The 19,162-nt window shown below is 53.6% G+C and carries 22 protein-coding genes and 2 tRNA genes; 14 read left to right on the top strand and 10 right to left on the bottom strand.

The genetic code is table 11. The features are described 5' to 3' along the window. Positions 1 to 121 precede the first annotated feature (121 nt). Complete coding sequence (gene cfa / locus HV318_RS01335) at positions 122 to 1,270, top strand: cyclopropane fatty acyl phospholipid synthase (protein ID WP_182271198.1); 1,149 nt, start codon at positions 122 to 124, stop codon at positions 1,268 to 1,270. Positions 1,271 to 1,298: 28 nt separating this feature from the next. On the opposite strand, the gene HV318_RS01330 is transcribed toward cfa, so the two are convergent. After that, positions 1,299 to 1,940 carry a riboflavin synthase subunit alpha gene (locus HV318_RS01330; RefSeq protein WP_182271197.1) on the bottom strand — a complete coding sequence of 214 codons (642 nt, stop codon included), beginning with the start codon at positions 1,938 to 1,940 and terminating at the stop codon, positions 1,299 to 1,301. Positions 1,941 to 2,165: 225 nt separating this feature from the next. On the opposite strand from HV318_RS01330, the gene mdtK reads away from it, so the two are divergent. The 3 genes from mdtK to HV318_RS01315 all read left to right on the top strand — a co-directional run bounded on the left by mdtK (position 2,166) and on the right by HV318_RS01315 (position 3,850). After that, positions 2,166 to 3,539, top strand: a complete 1,374-nt coding sequence (mdtK, locus tag HV318_RS01325) for an MdtK family multidrug efflux MATE transporter (RefSeq protein ID WP_182271196.1) — start codon at positions 2,166 to 2,168, stop codon at positions 3,537 to 3,539. A 153-nt stretch (positions 3,540 to 3,692) separates the two neighbouring features. Beyond that, positions 3,693 to 3,769 (top strand) — tRNA-Val (locus HV318_RS01320). A gap of 4 nt (positions 3,770 to 3,773) precedes the next feature. Next, a tRNA-Val gene (locus HV318_RS01315) sits at positions 3,774 to 3,850 on the top strand. 203 nt (positions 3,851 to 4,053) lie between these two features. Here the strand turns inward: HV318_RS01315 and HV318_RS01310 are convergent. Both HV318_RS01310 and HV318_RS01305 read right to left on the bottom strand, forming a co-directional pair. Beyond that, positions 4,054 to 4,689: a carbonic anhydrase gene (locus HV318_RS01310; protein WP_182271195.1), complete on the bottom strand. Its 636-nt coding sequence runs from the start codon at positions 4,687 to 4,689 to the stop codon at positions 4,054 to 4,056. 73 nt (positions 4,690 to 4,762) lie between these two features. After that, positions 4,763 to 5,545: an MBL fold metallo-hydrolase gene (locus HV318_RS01305; RefSeq protein WP_182271194.1), complete on the bottom strand. Its 783-nt coding sequence runs from the start codon at positions 5,543 to 5,545 to the stop codon at positions 4,763 to 4,765. Positions 5,546 to 5,670: 125 nt separating this feature from the next. Here HV318_RS01305 and HV318_RS01300 point away from each other — a divergent pair, with 125 nt between their 5' ends. Next, positions 5,671 to 5,811, top strand: coding sequence for a hypothetical protein (locus tag HV318_RS01300; protein ID WP_003857665.1), 141 nt, complete (start codon positions 5,671 to 5,673; stop codon positions 5,809 to 5,811). 158 nt (positions 5,812 to 5,969) lie between these two features. On the opposite strand, the gene HV318_RS01295 is transcribed toward HV318_RS01300, so the two are convergent. After that, the gene (locus tag HV318_RS01295) at positions 5,970 to 6,137 is read right to left on the bottom strand and encodes a hypothetical protein (protein ID WP_182271193.1); all 168 of its coding nucleotides are present in this window, start codon (positions 6,135 to 6,137) and stop codon (positions 5,970 to 5,972) included. A gap of 242 nt (positions 6,138 to 6,379) precedes the next feature. Here HV318_RS01295 and HV318_RS01290 point away from each other — a divergent pair, with 242 nt between their 5' ends. From HV318_RS01290 to HV318_RS01275, 4 genes are read left to right on the top strand one after another with little or no spacing between them, the layout of a single operon-like run. Next, positions 6,380 to 7,210: an ABC transporter substrate-binding protein gene (locus tag HV318_RS01290; protein WP_182271192.1), complete on the top strand. Its 831-nt coding sequence runs from the start codon at positions 6,380 to 6,382 to the stop codon at positions 7,208 to 7,210. A gap of 1 nt (position 7,211) precedes the next feature. Beyond that, a complete protein-coding gene (locus tag HV318_RS01285) occupies positions 7,212 to 8,027 on the top strand; it encodes an amino acid ABC transporter ATP-binding protein (protein WP_182271191.1) in 816 nt (271 codons plus the stop codon). Next, entirely contained in the window at positions 8,027 to 8,803 is a 777-nt protein-coding gene (locus tag HV318_RS01280; protein WP_182271190.1) for an amino acid ABC transporter permease, read from the top strand. Before HV318_RS01285 ends, HV318_RS01280 begins: the two co-directional genes overlap by 1 nt. Further along, positions 8,787 to 9,473, top strand: a complete 687-nt coding sequence (locus HV318_RS01275; protein WP_182271189.1) for an amino acid ABC transporter permease — start codon at positions 8,787 to 8,789, stop codon at positions 9,471 to 9,473. Before HV318_RS01280 ends, HV318_RS01275 begins: the two co-directional genes overlap by 17 nt. Here the strand turns inward: HV318_RS01275 and fumD are convergent. The 4 genes from fumD to HV318_RS01255 form a co-directional block, all read right to left on the bottom strand. After that, positions 9,454 to 9,663: a fumarate hydratase FumD gene (fumD, locus tag HV318_RS01270; RefSeq protein WP_008500615.1), complete on the bottom strand. Its 210-nt coding sequence runs from the start codon at positions 9,661 to 9,663 to the stop codon at positions 9,454 to 9,456. The genes HV318_RS01275 and fumD overlap by 20 nt on opposite strands. Positions 9,664 to 9,771: 108 nt before the next feature. After that, positions 9,772 to 10,584: a MetQ/NlpA family ABC transporter substrate-binding protein gene (locus tag HV318_RS01265; RefSeq protein WP_182271188.1), complete on the bottom strand. Its 813-nt coding sequence runs from the start codon at positions 10,582 to 10,584 to the stop codon at positions 9,772 to 9,774. Between the two features lie 28 nt (positions 10,585 to 10,612). After that, positions 10,613 to 11,281 carry a methionine ABC transporter permease gene (locus HV318_RS01260; RefSeq protein WP_182271187.1) on the bottom strand — a complete coding sequence of 223 codons (669 nt, stop codon included), beginning with the start codon at positions 11,279 to 11,281 and terminating at the stop codon, positions 10,613 to 10,615. After that, a complete protein-coding gene (locus HV318_RS01255; RefSeq protein ID WP_182271186.1) occupies positions 11,274 to 12,296 on the bottom strand; it encodes a methionine ABC transporter ATP-binding protein in 1,023 nt (340 codons plus the stop codon). Before HV318_RS01255 ends, HV318_RS01260 begins: the two co-directional genes overlap by 8 nt. A 400-nt stretch (positions 12,297 to 12,696) precedes the next feature. Here HV318_RS01255 and HV318_RS01250 point away from each other — a divergent pair, with 400 nt between their 5' ends. The 5 genes from HV318_RS01250 to lpp all read left to right on the top strand — a co-directional run bounded on the left by HV318_RS01250 (position 12,697) and on the right by lpp (position 17,571). Then, positions 12,697 to 14,067: a pyridoxal-phosphate dependent enzyme gene (locus tag HV318_RS01250; protein ID WP_182271185.1), complete on the top strand. Its 1,371-nt coding sequence runs from the start codon at positions 12,697 to 12,699 to the stop codon at positions 14,065 to 14,067. A gap of 11 nt (positions 14,068 to 14,078) precedes the next feature. After that, positions 14,079 to 15,224 carry a trans-sulfuration enzyme family protein gene (locus HV318_RS01245; protein WP_182271184.1) on the top strand — a complete coding sequence of 382 codons (1,146 nt, stop codon included), beginning with the start codon at positions 14,079 to 14,081 and terminating at the stop codon, positions 15,222 to 15,224. 175 nt (positions 15,225 to 15,399) lie between these two features. Beyond that, a complete protein-coding gene (ynhH, locus tag HV318_RS24425) occupies positions 15,400 to 15,594 on the top strand; it encodes a protein YnhH (RefSeq protein WP_419195708.1) in 195 nt (64 codons plus the stop codon). Positions 15,595 to 15,601: 7 nt separating this feature from the next. Then, a complete protein-coding gene (gene pykF, locus HV318_RS01240) occupies positions 15,602 to 17,023 on the top strand; it encodes a pyruvate kinase PykF (RefSeq protein WP_182271183.1) in 1,422 nt (473 codons plus the stop codon). A gap of 311 nt (positions 17,024 to 17,334) precedes the next feature. Then, complete coding sequence (gene lpp / locus HV318_RS01235) at positions 17,335 to 17,571, top strand: murein lipoprotein Lpp (protein ID WP_001082307.1); 237 nt, start codon at positions 17,335 to 17,337, stop codon at positions 17,569 to 17,571. A gap of 60 nt (positions 17,572 to 17,631) precedes the next feature. Here the strand turns inward: lpp and ldtE are convergent, their stop codons facing one another. Both ldtE and sufE read right to left on the bottom strand, forming a co-directional pair. Continuing rightward, a complete protein-coding gene (ldtE, locus tag HV318_RS01230) occupies positions 17,632 to 18,645 on the bottom strand; it encodes a L,D-transpeptidase LdtE (RefSeq protein ID WP_182271182.1) in 1,014 nt (337 codons plus the stop codon). 97 nt (positions 18,646 to 18,742) lie between these two features. Then, a complete protein-coding gene (gene sufE, locus HV318_RS01225; protein WP_182271181.1) occupies positions 18,743 to 19,159 on the bottom strand; it encodes a cysteine desulfuration protein SufE in 417 nt (138 codons plus the stop codon). Positions 19,160 to 19,162: the final 3 nt, after the last annotated feature.

The raw sequence follows: 19,162 nt of genomic DNA, 5'->3' as shown, positions 1-19,162 counted from the left end.
CCTTCCTCTGTTCTACGTCGGATACTAGCCTCGCGGTTAATTACCGTGAGATTTCTCACAAACCATAAAAAGCGTCTACGCTGTTTGAAGGTTCTGATCACAGCAAGGTGATGGAGAAGCTATGAGTTCATCGTGTATAGAAGAAGTCAACATTCCGGACGATAACTGGTCCCGGATCGTCAGTGAGCTGTTAGGCCGTGCAGGCATCACGATTAACGGATCGTCCCCTTCCGATCCGCAGGTTAAGCATCCCGATTTTTTTAAACGCGTATTGCAGGAGGGATCGTTAGGCCTGGGTGAAAGCTATATGGACGGCTGGTGGGAATGTGAACGGCTGGATATCTTTTTCTCCAGCGTGTTACGCGCGGGTCTGGAAAACCAACTCCCTCGCAACCTGAAAGACACGCTGCGTGTCGCCTCTACCCGTTTGTTCAATCTGCAAAATAAAAAACGGGCGTGGATCGTCGGCAAAGAGCATTACGATCTGGGTAACGACCTGTTCAGCCGTATGCTCGACCCTTTCATGCAATACTCCTGCGCCTACTGGAAAGAGGCGTCCACCCTTGAAGAGGCACAGCAGGATAAGTTGCGTTTGATTTGCGAAAAACTGCAGTTACAGCCCGGTATGCGGGTGCTGGATATTGGCTGTGGCTGGGGTGGGCTGGCGTATTTTATGGCGAAACACTACGGCGTCAGCGTAGTGGGTGTCACTATTTCCGCTGAACAGCAAAAAATGGCGCAGGAACGCTGTCAGACGCTGGATGTTGATATCCGGCTTCAGGATTACCGTGATCTGAACGAACAGTTCGACCGTATTGTGTCCGTTGGCATGTTCGAGCATGTGGGCCCTAAAAATTACGCGACTTACTTCGCGGTGGCGGATCGTAATTTGAAACCTGACGGTATCTTCTTATTGCATACCATCGGTTCTAAGCGCACTGACAATAACGTTGACCCGTGGATCAACAAATACATCTTCCCGAACGGGTGTTTACCCTCCGTACGCCAGATAGCGAACGCCAGTGAGCCTCATTTCGTTGTCGAAGACTGGCATAACTTCGGCGCGGATTACGACACCACGTTGATGGCATGGCACACACGTTTTCAGGAGTCCTGGCCAGAGATTGCGGACAACTATTCCGAGCGATTTAAACGGATGTTTAGCTATTACCTGAATGCCTGCGCAGGCGCGTTCCGGGCGCGAGATATTCAGCTCTGGCAGGTGGTCTTTAGCCGTGGGATTGAACATGGGCTCCGTGTCGCCCGATAAAAATAACCCCGGATATCCGGGGTTATTTTTATTCTTCGTCTGCTGCTTTTATTACTGCGGCCTCTTTTGCCGCCAGCACACGCTCAACGGTATCCACTACCGCCTGGGTTTGCGGATCAATTTCGATATTCACACGATGACCCAGTTTTTTCGCCCCCAGCGTGGTGCGCTGGAGAGTTTCAGGAATTAAATGCACGCAAAAACGCGTTGGCGTCACTTCCCCTACCGTCAGGCTAATACCATCAATACCAATAAATCCTTTATACAGGACGTATTTCATTAATGTCGGGTCCTGCATTTTAAACCAGATTTGACGGTTATTTTCCGACGTCACGATTTTCACCACTTCTGCGGTTGTCATGATATGGCCCGACATCAGATGACCGCCAATCTCATCGCTGAACTTCGCCGCCCGCTCGACGTTTACGGTATCCCCCACCGCCAGCTCACCCAGATTGGTAATGCGCAGTGTTTCTTTCATTAAATCAAAGCTAATCTGGTTACCGTTTATTTCGGTCACCGTCAGGCAACAGCCGTTATGTGCAATCGAGGCTCCGGTTTCGATGCCCTCGAGCATATATTCCGGCAGCTCCACCACGTGAGTGCGGAAATTGGGTTTTTCATCAATAGACACCACTTTGGCGGTGCCCTGCACAATACCAGTAAACATGCTTACAACTCCTGTTTTTTCCGGACGGTGGTGACACCGTTTAATCCCACCACAATAACAGTTGGAAAAACAGGTTGCCAGCAGAGCGCATTTTCTGGCGATTTTTTCACTAGATAATTAGTTAAACCCAGCTACAATAGCGGGTACTCCCCTGCATTTTCTTCTTGCTGCCAGTTACGGCGGCTTTTTTAGTCTCTCAAATAACAACAATATAAAGGTGTTCACGTGCAGAAGTACACGAACGAAGCGCGCCAGTTATTGGCACTGGCTATACCAGTGATCATCGCGCAAGTGGCCCAGACCGCAATGGGATTTGTGGATACGGTGATGGCGGGTGGCTACAGTGCCACCGACATGGCTGCCGTTGCGATAGGTACCTCCATCTGGCTCCCGGCTATTCTATTCGGCCACGGCCTGCTGCTGGCGCTCACGCCAGTCATCGCTCAGCTAAATGGCTCCGGACGACGCGATCGCGTTGCCCATCAGGTTCGCCAGGGATTCTGGCTGGCCGGGTGTGTCTCGGTACTCATCATGGTGGTGCTCTGGAACGCCGGCCATATCATCCGCGCCATGCATAATATTGACCCGGCTCTCGCCGATAAAGCCGTCGGCTATCTGCGTGCCCTGCTCTGGGGCGCACCGGGTTACCTGTTCTTCCAGGTGGCACGTAACCAGTGTGAAGGTCTGGCTAAAACCAAACCGGGTATGGTGATGGGCTTTATCGGCCTGCTGGTGAACATTCCGGTGAACTATGTCTTTATTTACGGTCACTTCGGTATGCCGGAACTTGGCGGCGTAGGCTGTGGCGTGGCGACAGCGGCAGTGTATTGGGTGATGTTCTTCAGCATGCTCACCTTCATTAAACATGCCCGTTCCATGCGTGATATTCGTAATGAACACCGATTCAGCACACCGGACTGGAGCATCCTGACGCGTCTGGTACAGTTGGGGCTTCCTATTGCGCTGGCGCTGTTTTTTGAGGTGACACTGTTCGCCGTTGTTGCTCTGCTGGTCTCCCCGCTGGGCATTGTGAACGTTGCAGGACACCAGATTGCGCTGAACTTCAGCTCCCTGATGTTCGTCCTGCCGATGTCACTGGCAGCTGCCGTGACCATCCGCGTGGGCTTCCGTCTGGGACAGGGTTCAACTCTTGATGCACAAACCGCCGCACGTACCGGGCTGGCCGTGGGGGTCTGTATGGCAGCCTGTACGGCACTCTTTACCATCACGCTGCGTGAGCAAATTGCCCTGCTCTACAATGACAACCCGGAGGTTGTGGCGCTCGCATCACACCTGATGCTGCTGGCTGCCGTGTATCAGCTTTCCGATTCTATTCAGGTGATCGGCAGCGGCGTGCTGCGCGGGTATAAAGATACGCGTTCCATATTCTTTATCACCTTCATTGCTTACTGGGTACTGGGCCTGCCATGTGGTTATATCCTGGCGCTCACCGACCTGGTGGTTGATCGCATGGGGCCAGCCGGTTTCTGGATGGGCTTTATCATCGGCCTGACCTCCGCCGCCATCATGATGATGATGCGTATGCGCTTCCTGCAACGCCAGCCATCGACGGTGATTTTGCAACGCGCCGCGCGTTAAATGGGCAGTAGCCGCCTGCTGGCGGCTACTTTCTCTTCACTTTGCGCGGTAATGAAGCAATCACGTGAAATCAGAGAGAAAAATGCATTTTCCCTCTTGCCTCATTGAGGCTGTGCCGCTAATATTCGTCCCCGTTGTCACCGACAACACGTTGCGTTCATAGCTCAGTTGGTTAGAGCACCACCTTGACATGGTGGGGGTCGTTGGTTCGAGTCCAATTGAACGCACCATTCTGCGTCCGTAGCTCAGTTGGTTAGAGCACCACCTTGACATGGTGGGGGTCGGTGGTTCGAGTCCACTCGGACGCACCATTTCAGTTTTCCTGATTTGGTGCATTCCCCCTTAAAAAATCCCGCATATTACGCCTTGTTTCATCCCACTCTGTAATAGCGCTCTGCAGACTCAAAACGTTTTACACCGCATGCATACCCGTCGTGTAAAAACAGCCCAAAGCACCCTTATCCGCTGGGATACGATTTTCAGGTGCTTTCGGAATACAAAAAAGCGTCAGTCGTTACTCGAAGAAGACGTCCGGGTTTTCAGACAGCGAGATGAACGTTTTCGTCTCTTTATCCAGCGCACGAATGTCGCCGCTTTCAATGTCATATACCCAGCCGTGCAGGCGGATAGCATTGTTGCGTAGCCCCACCGCAACCGATGGGTGCGTTTTAATGTTGCTCAACTGCGCAAACACGTTTTCCTGCACCATCGCGTTCACTTTATCGGTAGGGTTATCCCAGGTTTTATTCTCAATAACCGCTTTTGCCGCATCAGCGTAGCGCAGCCAGTGGGAAACCGCAGGCATCGGCTCCAGGTTCGCGTTGTCGGCAATCGCCTTCATCGCACCACAGTTAGAGTGGCCGCAGATCACGATATCCGTTACGCCTAACGCCACCACGGCATATTCGATGGTGGCAGAGACACCGCCTGGCTCAGGCCCGAAAGGTGGCACAATGTTGCCAGCATTACGAATGACAAAGAGCTGTCCCGGCTCTTGCTGGGTGACCAGTTCCGGAACCAGGCGACTGTCTGAGCAGGAGATGAACAGCGCTTTGGGATTCTGGCTGGACGCTAAACTGCGGAAGAGCTCTTTACGTTGCGGAAAAACCTCTTTTTGAAAGTTGAGGAAACCTTCAATGATATGTTGCATAGCAATATCTCTTTTATCTGTTTTGAGTTTAGGCACGATCTGGATCACACTCTGAAAGTTTACCCACCGCGCTTTACTTCAGACAAGCAATATATTTCTGGCCCGACCGCTGCACAATCTCACTGGCCTTCGCCAGGATGTTCTGACCTTCGAATGCGCCATAGAGCCGTTCAAACATCTTGCCCTGCAAATGGTGCATCACCCGTTCGACCGTGCCCGCCGACAGCGGGAGCATATTAGGGTAGCTCCACATAAACGAGACAGCATTTTTCCCCGGCGTCACCTGCAAAATATCACCTGCCAGTAAAACCCCCTCTCCGTCATGCCAGTGCAGCACCGTGCCGCCCGCAAAGTGACCGCCAGTCCGCAGCAGCGTCACCGACGGCATGATGTCCAGCGCGTCTCCCTCCCAGAAGTGGATCGCGGTGCTGCTACGCATCACCCATTCTCTGTCGCTGGCATGTAAATAGACAGGAGCATCGAAGGCCGCGGCCCAGTCCTGCATCGTGGTGTAATAATGGGGGTGCGAAATCGCGATCGCGCTGATACCGCCCAGCGCCGAGATCAACGTTTTGGTTGCCGGGTCGAGGTTCGCGATGCAATCCCACAGAATATTGCCTTGCGGAGTGAGTAACAGAATTGCGCGCTGGTTAATGGCAAAGGACGGTACCGTTCTGATGCTGAACAGCCGTGGTTCGAGCTGCTGCCATGTGTTGGTATGGGTGGCTGTCAACGCAGCCACATCAATCCATTCCTGGCCAGTCACCGGAACATACTGGCGTTCATCCTCGCAAATCGGGCATCTGTCTGGCGTTGTCCCATAAGAAGTACCGCAGGCTTTACAGAGTGTAATCATGCGCTTTCCTCAGCAATTAAGCTCTGAGTATGGCAGGGATTATCCTTATGTGCTGCGCGCTACATTGCCGGCGTTTTTTGCCCTATACTGTGCCAGTATCAAAAACCGAACAAAGCAGGTGCAACATGGAAATTGATCTCGATAACTTAGTCTTTAATGGACTGGATGAAGCAGAAGAGCGCAACGCGGAACGTCTGGACGACGCAGACAAAAAAGCCCAGGCGATTGTTGCTGACGATGACTGCGGCGATGCCTGCAAAATCTGATCGCGAAGCACCGGACACCCCGGTGCTTTTTTATTGGTGTGACTTTTTCAGCCCATCCCTTTGCGCGTGATGTCTCCTTCCCGGCAGTAAACCGACGCTCGCTTTCCCCAGTGGTTTCGCACAGCTCATTCCAGTACATTTCGCGCGTGCGGCGCAGTTCAGCGTGGCGTTTTATCATGGAACCACTCCGGGTCGATGTTGGCAACGTCCACGCCATACAGGCTGGCGACAGGCAGTATTGACTCAAGAACACGTTGCGCGCTGTTCTCCGCATTCGCAGGTCGGGTCGCCAAAAACCGCCGTAACGTGCTTATCCACTTTTTCATCGTCTTTACCCCTTTCGCTCAACATGCCCTCAGTTAAGCACCCAAATTCTGTGCAGAGGAAATACCAATATCCACTGTTGATGTGCAGGATCCGCAAATAGCCCCATTTCTTCACCTGTCAGTAACACCTTGTTCACTAATGCTTTTTCACTCATAGCAAAGAACAATTTCTTATTTGGCGAGAACGTTCGCTTATGGGAGCGTAACCGGACAAAACAACAATGAGGGGCAGACGTATTACTATGGCAGAAAATAAAAAAGGATATCAAAAACAGGTCATTGCGCTGGGTTTACTGGTGGCGGGCGGCATGCTTTCTCTGCAGGCACAGGCAGATCAACTGGCGGATATCAAGGCCGCAGGGGTGGTAAAAGTCGCCACGTTTGACGCCAACCCACCGTTTGGTGCAATCGATGCCCAAACCCATAACATCGTAGGTTATGACGTCGATTTTGCCCACGCACTGGCAAAAGCGCTGGGCGTGAAGCTTGAGCTGGTTGCCACCAACCCGGCCAACCGTATTCCTCTGCTGCAGTCCGGCAAAGCGGATTTGATTGTGGCAGATATCACCATCACCCCGGAACGTGCGCAGGTCGTTGATTTCTCAACCCCCTATTTCGTCACCGGACAACAGTTCCTGGTTCCGGCCAAATCGGCCAATAAGCTGGACGACTATAGCCGGGCGCGTATTGGCGCGGTAAAAGGAACAACGGGTGAACAGACTCTGCATCAGCGCTTCCCGCAGTCCCGCGTGCTCTCTTATGACGATATTCCGCTGGCGCTGACGGCGTTGCGTAACGGTAATGTGCAGGCGATCACTCAGGACAGTACCATCCTGGCAGGTCTGCTGGCGCAGGCTCCGGATAAAGCCAACTTCAAAATTCTGCCCGACCTGCTCAGCAAAGAAGAGATTGGCGTCGGCGTGAAAAAAGGCGAAACGGCACTGCTGAAGGTCGTCAATGATGAACTGGTGAATCTGGAGAAAAGTGGCCAGGCCGCCAGAATTTATGATGTCTGGTTTGGCCCACAAACCCAATCCCCACAGCCTCGCGCCTTTAAAATAGAAGCCCAGTAATATGCTCTCAGGTTTATTTTCACGCTCCGCGGCTCGTGCCGCGGATTTTTCAAATCTGGAACATGCCAGCGTCGAGTTTCGTGACGTCGTCAAACGCTACGGGGACCATCACGTTTTAAAAGGCATTAACCTCAGCATTATGCCTGGCGAAGTGGTTGCTATCCTCGGCCCTTCGGGTTCCGGTAAATCGACCCTAATCCGGCTTATCAACCAGCTTGAAACCCTGAACGGCGGCGAAATCCTGATCGACAACACCCCTACCGGGCAGCTGTCCGGTGCGGCACTGCGCCAGCTACGCAGCCGCGTTGGGTTTGTGTTCCAGCAATTTAATCTCTACGCCCATCTCACCGCCAGCCAGAATATCACCCTGGCTCTGGAACATGTTCACGGCTGGAAGCCGCAGCCCGCACAGGAACGGGCGCTGGCATTGCTGGAAAACGTGGGGATGCTGGAAAAAGCCCACCATTTTCCCGCCGAGCTTTCTGGCGGCCAGCAACAGCGCGTGGCAATTGCCCGCGCCCTGGCCTCTTCCCCGCAAATCATCCTGTTCGATGAACCTACCTCCGCGCTCGATCCGGAAATGATCGGCGAAGTCTTGTTCGTGATGAAAGCCCTTGCCCACAGCGGGATCACCATGATTGTGGTGACACATGAGATGCAATTTGCCCGGGAAATTGCCGACCGGATTGTCTTTATCGACGGCGGACAGATTCTGGAAACCGCACCGCCGGAGCAATTTTTCAGTCAGCCGTCGCATCCGCGTGCGCAGCGTTTCCTGCAAAAAGTGCTGAACCCGCTGCATCAGGAGCATCTGTAATGCCCGCGCTCGACTGGCAGGGCGTGCTGACCGGACAGCCCCTGCAATGGATTTTATCCGGTTTTTTGACCACGCTGTGGGTCACGCTCGCCGGGGCGATTCTGGCAAGCCTTCTCGCCCTGCTTTTTCTGCTCCTGCGCCTCTCCGGTGGCCGGTTTGGCAATGGGGTCGTCAGTTGCTGGGTCTCACTGTTTCGCAATACCCCCTTACTGGTGCAACTGCTGTTCTGGTATTTCGCGGCCTGGAACGGGCTTCCCCTCGCATTTCGCGATCTGGTGAACGCAGATCACAGCTGGTCGATCCTGCCGGGTGGTGTCTGGTGGTTCACGCCCGAGTTTTTATGTTCCGCCTGGGGATTGGGGGTGTTCACCTCCGCCTTTTTAATTGAAGAGGTGGAGTCCGGGCTACGTTCCGTCCCGGCCGGGCAACGGGAGGCGGCGCTGGCACAGGGGTTCTCTGCGTGGCGGCTGTTTCGCTATATCCTTCTGCCGCAAGGCCTGGCTAATGCCTGGCAGCCTGTCGTCGGGCAATATCTCAACCTGATGAAACTCTCCTCACTCGCCAGCGGAATTGGCTTTGCAGAGCTGACCTACCAGGTGTGGCAGATTGAAAGCTACAACGCCCATGCGCTGGAGGCGTTTACCGTGGGAACCGTACTGTACTTGCTCACTGGCGTGGCGATGGGCATGGCGCTGGTGCGCATTGGCCCCTCTGTGAAACGGAAACACCACGCGACTGTCGCAACAGGAAGTGAAAAACATGATTGCCGGACTTAATGTTATTACGGATAACCTGGATTATCTGCTGTGGGGACGTGCGGCAGCCGGTGAGCCTGGCGGGGTATTGCTCTCGTTACTGATGGCCGCTGGCGCGGCGGGACTGGCACTGCCCGGCGGTATTGCCCTCGCCTGCCTGGCCTGGCGTTGTCCGGGTCTCGTACGCAAAGCGCTCTTCCTGTGGGCGGAACTGATTCGCGGTATCCCGTTGATCTTCGTGATTTTCTGGATGTGGTATCTTCTTCCGCTCATCACGGGCGGCGATCTGCCGGGTACCCTCACCGTAACGCTGGCGCTGGCCTGGTTTACAGCGGCAACGGTTATGCACTCGGTATTGGCCGGGCTGAGTGCATTACCCGGCGGACAGTATGAAGCCGCGTTGACTCAGGGATTTAGCACACAGCAAACCCTGTGGCGTGTACTACTGCCGCAGGTAATACGCAATATTCTGCCGTCTCTGGTGGGGATTTTTATCAGCCTGCTGAAGGATACATCGCTGGCGTTTATTGTGAACGTCCCGGAACTGACCACGGTGGCGGGACAGGTGAACAACCGGGTGCAAATCTACCCGGCAGCTATTTTTATCTTTACAGGGGTGGTCTACTACCTGCTCTGCTGTTCCCTCGAACAGCTTGCAAAACGCTGGCGCATTAACCGGCCAGCGCTTTAACCACCGTTTCCATCGCTTCCGTTGTCAATTCGCTGCGTTTGACGCGCTGGTTCGCCAGCGCGGTACGCAGCACACCGGCAATCACAATATGCTTCGGCTCCTGCCCTAAATCACGCATTTCGAGAACGACCTTACCTACCACCCGGCACATTTCCTGGTACAGCGCTTCGTCTTTGGTCACATTGCCCATTGGCTTCACTCCATTGCTTCAAAAACTCAGCTTAATTGATTCATCGCCCGGATACAAAAAAGAAGCCCGATGAATAAATCACCGGGCTTCATTCACAAAATCAAACAATTAGTTATTTACAGGGATCACCGCGCCTTTGTATTTGGTGCGGATCCAGTCCTGAATCTCTTTAGAGTGCAGCACATTCACCAGCGCAACGATATCTTTCTTCTTCTCATCGCCACGGTGTACGGTAATGATGTTGGCATACGGGTTGTTTTCACCGCTCTCAACTGCAATCGGGTCGTGAACCGGATCCAGACCGGCATCAATCGCGTAGTTGGCGTTGATCACTACCGCAGCACCTTCGTCGTTGTTGTACATCTGCGGCAGCAGAGACGCTTCTACGTTAGGCGTGAACTGCAGCTTCTTCGGGTTCTCGACGATATCGCTGATGCGTGCGGTCACTTTGTCGATGCCCGGCTTCAGCTTGATCACGCCCGCTTTCTCAAAGATGGAGAGAATTCGCCCCTCTTCAGAAACGGCATCGCGCATGATGATTTTGCCGCCTGCCGGCAAATCTTTCAGCGATTTGTATTTTTTGGAGTAGATACCGATTGGCTCAATGTGGATCGCCCCCGCGCTGACAAAATCGTAATCCTTATCGCCAGCGTGATCTTTCAGCACGCTGTTCAGATAAGGGATGTGCTGGAAGTAGTTGGCGTCAATGTCATGCCCCGCCAGCGCCGTGTTTGGCAGAATGTAGTCCTGGAAGGGTTTGATCTCCAGATCGATACCCTGCTTCGCCAGAATCGGCTTCGCCTGCTCCAGAATTTCGGCATGCGGCGTGTTGGACGCCCCCACCGTCAGGGTGTCCGCCCAGGAGGCAAAGCTCAGGGCACTCAGGGTTGCGGCGGCGATCAGTGTCAGTGTTTTTTTCATGATGATGGTTCCTGTGTGTTATTAGAAATTATCTTTTGTCTAACAGTGAAGTAATGACATCGCCGCAGAACTGGATAATGAAAACGATGATCAAAATAGTCACCGTTGCCACCAGCGTGACGTCACCGTGGTTGCGCTGGAATCCTTCCAGATAAGCCAGATTTCCCAAGCCGCCAGCGCCAATCACCCCCGCCATTGCGCTGTAGCTCACCAGCGCAATCAGCGTCACCGTAATACCTGAAACCAGTGCAGGTGATGACTCCGGCAGTAAAACCCGAAACACTAAGGTGCTCAGTCGTGCGCCCATCGAGCGCGTTGCTTCTATTACCCCTTTGTCCACCTCACGCAGAGCAATCTCGACCAGACGCGCGTAGAACGGCGCAGCCCCCACAATCAGGGCAGGCAGTGCGGCGTTTGCCCCGAGGATGGTACCGACGACGGTCTTGGTGAACGGGATCAGCAGTACGATCAGAATGATGAACGGGACCGAGCGGAACACGTTCACCACAATCGACATCACGCTATACACCGCACGGTTGTGGAACAAACCACCGCGCGCAGTCAAAAACAGCGCCAGGCCAAGCACAATCCCCAGTACAAAGGTTGCCACGCCGGAGAGTGCGGTCATGTACAGCGTCTCCTGCGTGGCTGCCCACAGTTGATCCCACTTCAGATGCGGAAAAAGATCCTCAGCCATGCTTAATTACCTCGCCTTCAATATCACTGTGCTGCAGATCGGCGAGGATATTGTTCAGTTGCTCATCAGATGCCACCACGTGCACCCAGAGTTGCCCAAAAACACCGTGGGCTGTTTGCGTCATTTTCCCGTGCAGGATGTTAAACGGCAGACCGTAGCGCAGCGTTAACTCACCCACGATCGGCTTATGCGTGCTGTGTCCGGTGAAGGTCAGCCGGATGACCGTGCCTTCCAGCTCATTCGCCAGCGCCGAATTAAATGTCTCTTCCTCAGCGTACTGGCTGACCTGACGCACGAACTGCCGGGTAATTGGCTGTTGCGGATGGGTAAAGACGTTCAGCACATCCCCCTCTTCCACAACTTTGCCATTTTCCATCACCGCCACGCAGTCACAGATTTTGCGCACCACGTGCATCTCGTGGGTGATCAGCACAATGGTCAGTTTGAAACGACGGTTAATGTCCAGCAGCAGATCGAGGATCTGATCGGTGGTTTGTGGGTCAAGGGCGGATGTTGCCTCGTCACAAAGCAACACGTCCGGGTTATTCGCCAGCGCGCGGGCAATACCGACGCGCTGCTTTTGCCCGCCGCTCAGCTGGGACGGATACGCATCCTCGCGACCTTTCAGGCCGACCAGCGCCACCAGCTCGGCCACGCGAGCCTTGATGTTGGCTTTAGGCACCCCGGCAATTTGCATCGAAAAAGCGATGTTCTCGTTTACCGTGCGCGACCACAGCAGGTTGAAGTGCTGGAACACCATACTGATTTTCAGCCGCGCCTGGCGCAGCGCTTCACCCTTTGCGGCAGAGATGTCCTGTCCATTGATGGTGACGCTGCCGGTGCTGGGTTTTTCCAGACCATTCAGCAGACGGATCAGGGTACTTTTCCCTGCACCGCTGTAACCAATAATGCCGTAAATTTGTCCCTGTTCTACCGTCAGATTGACGTTATCAACGGCAGTGAGTGCCACCTTTCCGTTATCAAAAACCTTCGAAATATTCCTGAGTACGATCATTCTTATTCGCAATCCGTTCCGCATATAGCGGTTTAGCGGTATGGATGTCCAAATGAGTGTAAACAGGCGATATCAGGTTTTAAATGACCAAAAAGGAATTTGTTATAACCTCAGGGAATAAGAAGCGGCATCACCGGGTAGAAAGCCAGTAGACCAATTTCAGCAATGATTATCTGCGGATTGCATATCTCACGGGGCATCCCCGGTGAAAATGGTTATTTTTTCCGCATTTCATGCCGATATAGCCATCCTCACATCCAGAGCACTTTACGTCTCACCATCCTGACATCCGAAATCAGCATGAATATGCTTTTCTGTTCTAAATGACAGTGAATCGTTCTTTATCGGGAATTTTTCATCGCCCTATCATCCCGTCATGACCTCCTGAAAGGAAAACACCATGACGATTTACCATTCCGTCACCGAGCTGATTGGCCAGACGCCGCTTATCCAGTTGCATAAACTCGATACCGGCCCTTGCTCGCTATTTTTGAAGCTGGAAAACCAAAACCCCGGCGGCTCGATTAAAGATCGCGTTGCGCTGTCGATGATTAATGAAGCGGAGCGCAACGGTTTGCTGCTGCCGGGCGGTACCATTATTGAGGCCACGGCGGGAAATACCGGCCTCGGTCTGGCCTTGATTGCCGCCCAGAAAGGGTATTCGCTGATCCTGGTAGTGCCGGACAAAATGAGCCGCGAGAAGATTTTCCACCTGCGGGCGCTGGGTGCTCAGGTGCTGCTGACACGTTCCGACGTCAACAAGGGGCATCCGGCCTATTATCAGGATTACGCCCAGCGCCTGGCGGACGAGCTGCCCGGCGCGTTTTACATTGACCAGTTCAATAACGAAGCCAATCCGCTGGCGCACCGCACCACCACGGCACCGGAACTGTATGAACAACTTGGCGGCAACATTGACGCCATTGTGGTCGGCGTGGGTTCCGGCGGAACGCTGGGCGGCCTGCAGGCATGGTTTGCCGAACACTCCCCGCACACGGAATTCGTGCTGGCCGACCCTGCAGGGTCCGTTCTCGCCGACCAGGTGGAAACCGGACGCTACCACGATGCCGGCTCCTGGCTGGTTGAAGGGATCGGCGAAGACTTTATTCCGCCGCTGGCGCATATCGAAGGGGTGAACCGCGCCTGGCGCATCACCGATCGCGAAGCGTTCACCACCGCACGCGAACTGCTGAAAACGGAAGGTATTCTGGCAGGCTCCTCCAGCGGCACGTTGCTGGCAGCGGCGCTGAAATATTGTCAGGCCCAGACCACGCCAAAACGTGTCGTCACCTTCGCCTGCGACAGCGGGAACAAGTATCTGTCGAAAATGTTCAACGATGACTGGATGCGCCAGCAGGGGCTGATTTCTCGCCCGCAGGCAGGCGATCTCTCTGACTACATTGCCCTGCGCCACGATGAAGGCGCGACCGTCGCCGCCGCCCCGGATGACACGCTTTCCACCGTGCTGGCACGGATGCGTCTGTACGACATCTCTCAGTTACCGGTGCTGGATAACGGCAAGGTCGTGGGCATTATCGATGAATGGGATCTGCTGCGGCACATCGGCGGCGACGGCGATCGTTTCACCCTTCCCGTGACAGCAGCAATGACGCGCCAGGTGGAGTTTCTCGATAAACATGCGCCGGAAAGCGCCCTGACGACCCTTTTCGACCGGGGTCTGGTGGCAGTGATCACCGACCGTGACCGTTTTCTGGGTCTGATTACGCGTAGCGATGTCCTTACCGCCTGGCGCAACCGTCTACCACAATAAAGGAATAAACGATGAAAAACCTGGCAACCCTGAGTGTACACAGCGGTGAATTTAACGATCGTCACGGCGCAGTTATGCCACCAATTTACGCCACCTCGACGTTTGCGCAACCGTCACCGGGAGAACATACCGGCTACGAATATTCCCGCAGCGGCAACCCAACCCGCCATGCGCTGGAAACCGCGATAGCCACGCTGGAAGGTGGCACGCGCGGCTATGCCTTTGCTTCTGGTCTCGCAGCCATTTCTACTGTGCTGGAGCTGCTGGATAAAGACAGTCATATCGTCGCAATTGATGATGTCTATGGCGGAACCTATCGGTTGATTGAAAACGTGCGCAAGCACAGCACTGGCCTGCGGGTCAGTTGGGTTAAACCGGACGATGTCGCGGGACTCGAGGCTGCCATTCGCCCGGATACGCGAATGGTCTGGGTAGAAACACCAACCAACCCGCTGCTTAAGCTGGCGGATCTTGCTGCCATCGCAGAAATCGCCCGTCGCCATAATATTATCAGCGTGGCGGATAACACCTTTGCCTCACCGGTCATTCACCGACCGCTGGAGTTCGGCTTTGATATTGTGGTGCACTCTGCCACCAAATATCTTAACGGCCATTCAGACGTGGTGGCCGGGCTGGCGGTGGTGGGTGATAACAAAGTGCTGGCAGACAAACTGGGCTACCTGCAAAACGCGGTCGGCGGTGTACTGGATCCGTTCAGCAGTTTCCTGACGCTTCGCGGCATCCGTACCCTCGCGCTGCGAGTGGAAAAGCACAGCACCAACGCTCTGGCCGTTGCGCAATGGCTGGAACAGCACCCTCAGGTCGCAAAAGTATTCTATCCGGGACTGGAATCGCACCCGCAGTATTCCCTCGCCCGCACGCAGATGGCATTGCCGGGCGGGATGATCTCGGTAGTGGTGAAAGGTGATGCGCAACGCGCAGCAGAGATTATCCGCAAACTGAAACTGTTTACCCTCGCCGAAAGCCTGGGGGGTGTGGAAAGTCTGGTGAGCCAGCCTTACAGCATGACCCATGCTTCAATTCCGCTGGAACAACGTCTGGCCAACGGTATTGTGCCGCAGTTGATCCGCCTGTCAGTCGGGATTGAAGATGCAAAAGATCTGATTGCCGACCTCAACCAGGCACTGAAAAATTAAACAAAATGCGGCAGGCAATCGGTCTGCCGCTATAAGATGTCATGATACCTTAACGCCTTGATAACAATCTTGTGTGGATCTTCACAGAATGTTTTTGAAACGCTGTTTTCATTTTCCTTTTGTCTGAAAACCAGCGTATAATGCGCGCCTAATCCCTGGTGAATGGTTTCAGCGCTTGGAATACAAAAAACAACGTACAACTTCTCCTCTCTCTCGTTGGGCTGAAACTCAGGCACACTTTCTTCTGCACGCTCATTTGATGTCACCTATCCTTAGTGCGTGCCATAGCCAATTTCGCAACACAGGTTTGACTCCGCGGCGGTGCGCCCCCGGAGCGAGATTCCCATATCCTTCCCAACTTAAAGACTAAGACTGTCATGAAAAAGACGAAAATTGTTTGCACCATCGGCCCAAAAACCGAATCTGAAGAGATGCTGAGCAAAATGCTGGACGCCGGCATGAACGTTATGCGTCTGAACTTCTCCCACGGCGATTACGCAGAACACGGTCAGCGCATCCAGAACTTGCGCAACGTGATGAGCAAGACCGGTAAAAAAGCCGCGATCCTGCTGGACACCAAAGGCCCGGAAATCCGCACCATTAAACTGGAAGGCGGTAACGACGTTTCTCTGAAAGCAGGCCAGACCTTCACCTTCACCACTGACAAGTCTGTTATCGGCAACAGCGAAATCGTTGCTGTGACCTATGAAGGCTTCACCAGCGATCTGTCCGTCGGTAACACCGTTCTGGTGGACGATGGTCTGATCGGCATGGAAGTGACCGCTATCGAAGGTAAAAACGTTGTTTGTAAAGTACTGAACAACGGCGACCTGGGCGAAAACAAAGGCGTTAACCTGCCAGGCGTTTCCATCGCGCTGCCAGCACTGGCTGAAAAAGACAAACAAGATCTGATTTTCGGTTGCGAACAAGGCGTTGACTTCGTTGCAGCATCCTTCATCCGTAAACGTTCCGACGTGGTTGAAATCCGTGAGCATCTGAAAGCCCACGGCGGCGAGAAGATCCAGATCATCTCCAAAATCGAAAACCAGGAAGGCCTGAACAACTTCGACGAAATCCTCGAAGCGTCTGACGGCATCATGGTTGCACGTGGTGACCTGGGTGTTGAGATCCCGGTTGAAGAAGTGATCTTCGCGCAGAAGATGATGATCGAGAAATGTGTTCGCGCACGTAAAGTGGTTATCACTGCAACGCAGATGCTGGACTCGATGATCAAAAACCCACGTCCAACCCGCGCAGAAGCAGGCGACGTGGCTAACGCCATCCTCGACGGTACTGATGCCGTTATGCTGTCCGGCGAATCCGCGAAGGGTAAATACCCACTGGAAGCGGTGACCATCATGGCGACCATCTGCGAACGTACCGATCGCGTGATGAAAAGCCGTCTGGACTATAACAACGACAGCCGCAAACTGCGCATCACTGAAGCTGTGTGCCGTGGTGCAGTAGAAACCGCTGAGAAGCTGGAAGCGCCACTGATCGTGGTTGCAACCCAGGGTGGTAAATCTGCCCGCGCAGTACGTAAATACTTCCCTGACGCGACCATCCTGGCGCTGACCACCAACGAAACCACTGCTCGTCAGCTGGTACTGAGCAAAGGCGTGGTTCCACACCTGGTGAAAGAGATCGCTTCTACTGATGATTTCTACCGTCTGGGTAAAGAAGTGGCTCTGCAGCTCGTTGAACGCGGCCTGGCACAGAAAGGCGACGTTGTTGTGATGGTTTCGGGTGCCCTGGTTCCATCAGGTACGACCAATACAGCATCTGTTCACGTACTGTAATAATTCCCGAACGAATTATTTTTTGATAAGAAGCGTCCTTCGGGACGCTTTTTTTATTCCTGTCATTAGCCAAATCTATTCAAAAAGCAAATCGGGTTTCTCTATTTAATTGCGAATTATCTAAGATGAATCCGATGAAAAATGCCTTTTTTAACATAGCTTTTTACGCAAAATGGTCTGATTCGATGCTTCTTTGAGCGAACGATCAAAAATAGGCGTATTCCCATCAAAAAAATATTCTCAACATAAAAAACTTTGTGTAATACTTGTAACGCTACATGGAGATTAACTCAATCTAGAGGGTATTAATAATGAATCGTACTAAACTGGTACTGGGCGCGGTAATCCTGGGTTCTACTCTGCTGGCAGGTTGCTCCAGCAACGCTAAAATCGATCAGCTGTCTTCTGACGTTCAGACTCTGAATGCTAAAGTTGACCAGCTGAGCAACGACGTGAACGCAATGCGTTCCGACGTTCAGGCTGCTAAAGACGACGCAGCTCGCGCTAACCAGCGTCTGGACAACCAGGCTACTAAATACCGTAAGTAATAGTACCTGTTAATAAAATGGCGCACATTGTGCGCCATTTTTTTTGTCTGCGTCAAACCGCTACTGCGTGACCTTCTCTCCCCCGCCTTCGGCAACCGCAGCGGACACCCGGCTGTTCTGTACCGACAACACATTATTGCTGGCCGATGTGTCAGTCCCTGCCGACACGGCGACCGGGATCCCCGCCCGACGTGACAAGGCTTTATCAATAAGCGCTTTATCACTACCCGACTGAGAAACAAACGACGCGAAATCGGCGGAATGGGTGATTGGTGTGATCTGTGGGTTTTCCCCCTCAATCTGCGCCAGCGGACGGTGAACTTCAATATAGCGCTTACCATCCGGCTCGACGGAGAACTTCACCGGCTCATTGATAATCTGTACCCGGGTGCCGACGCGCGCCTGCCCGAACAATGCTTTGATATCCGGTGCGTTCATGCGCATGCAACCCGAGCTGACCCGTAAACCCACGCTGTCCGGCGCACTGGTACCGTGGATAAGATATTCACCATGCCCCACACCTAAACGCAGCGCAAAACGTCCTAGCGGGTTATTTGGCCCTGCCGGTACAACTGGCGGCAATTTAATTCCCTGCTCCAGAGAGCGCGCTCTGATGCCTGGTGTTGGTGTCCAGGTTGGATTCGGGATTTTCTGGCTTACGTGGGTGATCGTCACCGGGGTTTCCAGCCCCTGCTTCCCTATACCGAGCGGAAAGACCTGAACAATCTTTTCCCCCGGCGGGAAGTAATAGAGCCGGAGCTCAGCCAGGTTCACGACAATACCCTCACGCGGCGTGTCCGGCAGCAGCATCTGGGATGGAATGATGATAGTGGTGCCCGGGGCAGGATCCACCGGCGCAATGGTATTATTTGTTTCCAGGATAAGTTGTGCTGCAGTATTAAACCGACGGGCAATAGTCTGCAGTTTATTGTCTCCTTCCTGAATCGTGTAGGTTTGGTTTTGCCCAATCAGGCGGCTGCCCGCTGGCGGCAATGGATAGTCCACCGCCCAGGCTGAATTAAGAGCACCGAGAGAACTGAGGAGTAATAGAGTTATTAGAGACGCGCGCTTCATGCTGAGATTCCTTATTCACTGGCAGAATGCCAGAAAGCTGAAAAACCAGCGAGGCGGGAGCCACCTCGCGAAACAGAATGAATGCTGTCCTGTAAGTCTAGCTAATGATTGCAGCTTTGGAGCGAATTGCGCGAATCATCGCTTCCAGCCCCTGGGAACGGGATGGGGTAAGGTGTTGCGTCAGCGCCATTTTTTCAAACCAGGGGCGGACATCAAACGCGACAATGTCCTGTGCCGACATCTGGTGATACAGAATGAATACGATGGCGATAAGCCCTTTCACAATCGCCGCGTCGCTGTCGCCCTGTAGCTCAATGACGCCATCGTTATTCGTCTGCATTATGATCCACACCTGGCTCTGGCAGCCCTGGATCATATTCTCCGGGTTATGAGCCTCTTCGCTGAGCGTCGGCAAACGCTGCCCCAGCTCAATAATATAGAGATACTTTTCTTCCCAGTTTGCGCAACGACTGAAGTTACGCAGCAATTTATCTTTATCCGGCAACGCTGCCATCTT

This window comes from Enterobacter sp. RHBSTW-00901, assembly GCF_014103115.1.
Classification (GTDB): Bacteria; Pseudomonadota; Gammaproteobacteria; order Enterobacterales; family Enterobacteriaceae; genus Enterobacter; species Enterobacter cloacae_P.
The sequence above is the reverse complement of the archived record's forward strand: the minus strand, read 5'-3'. Positions and strand labels throughout refer to the sequence as shown.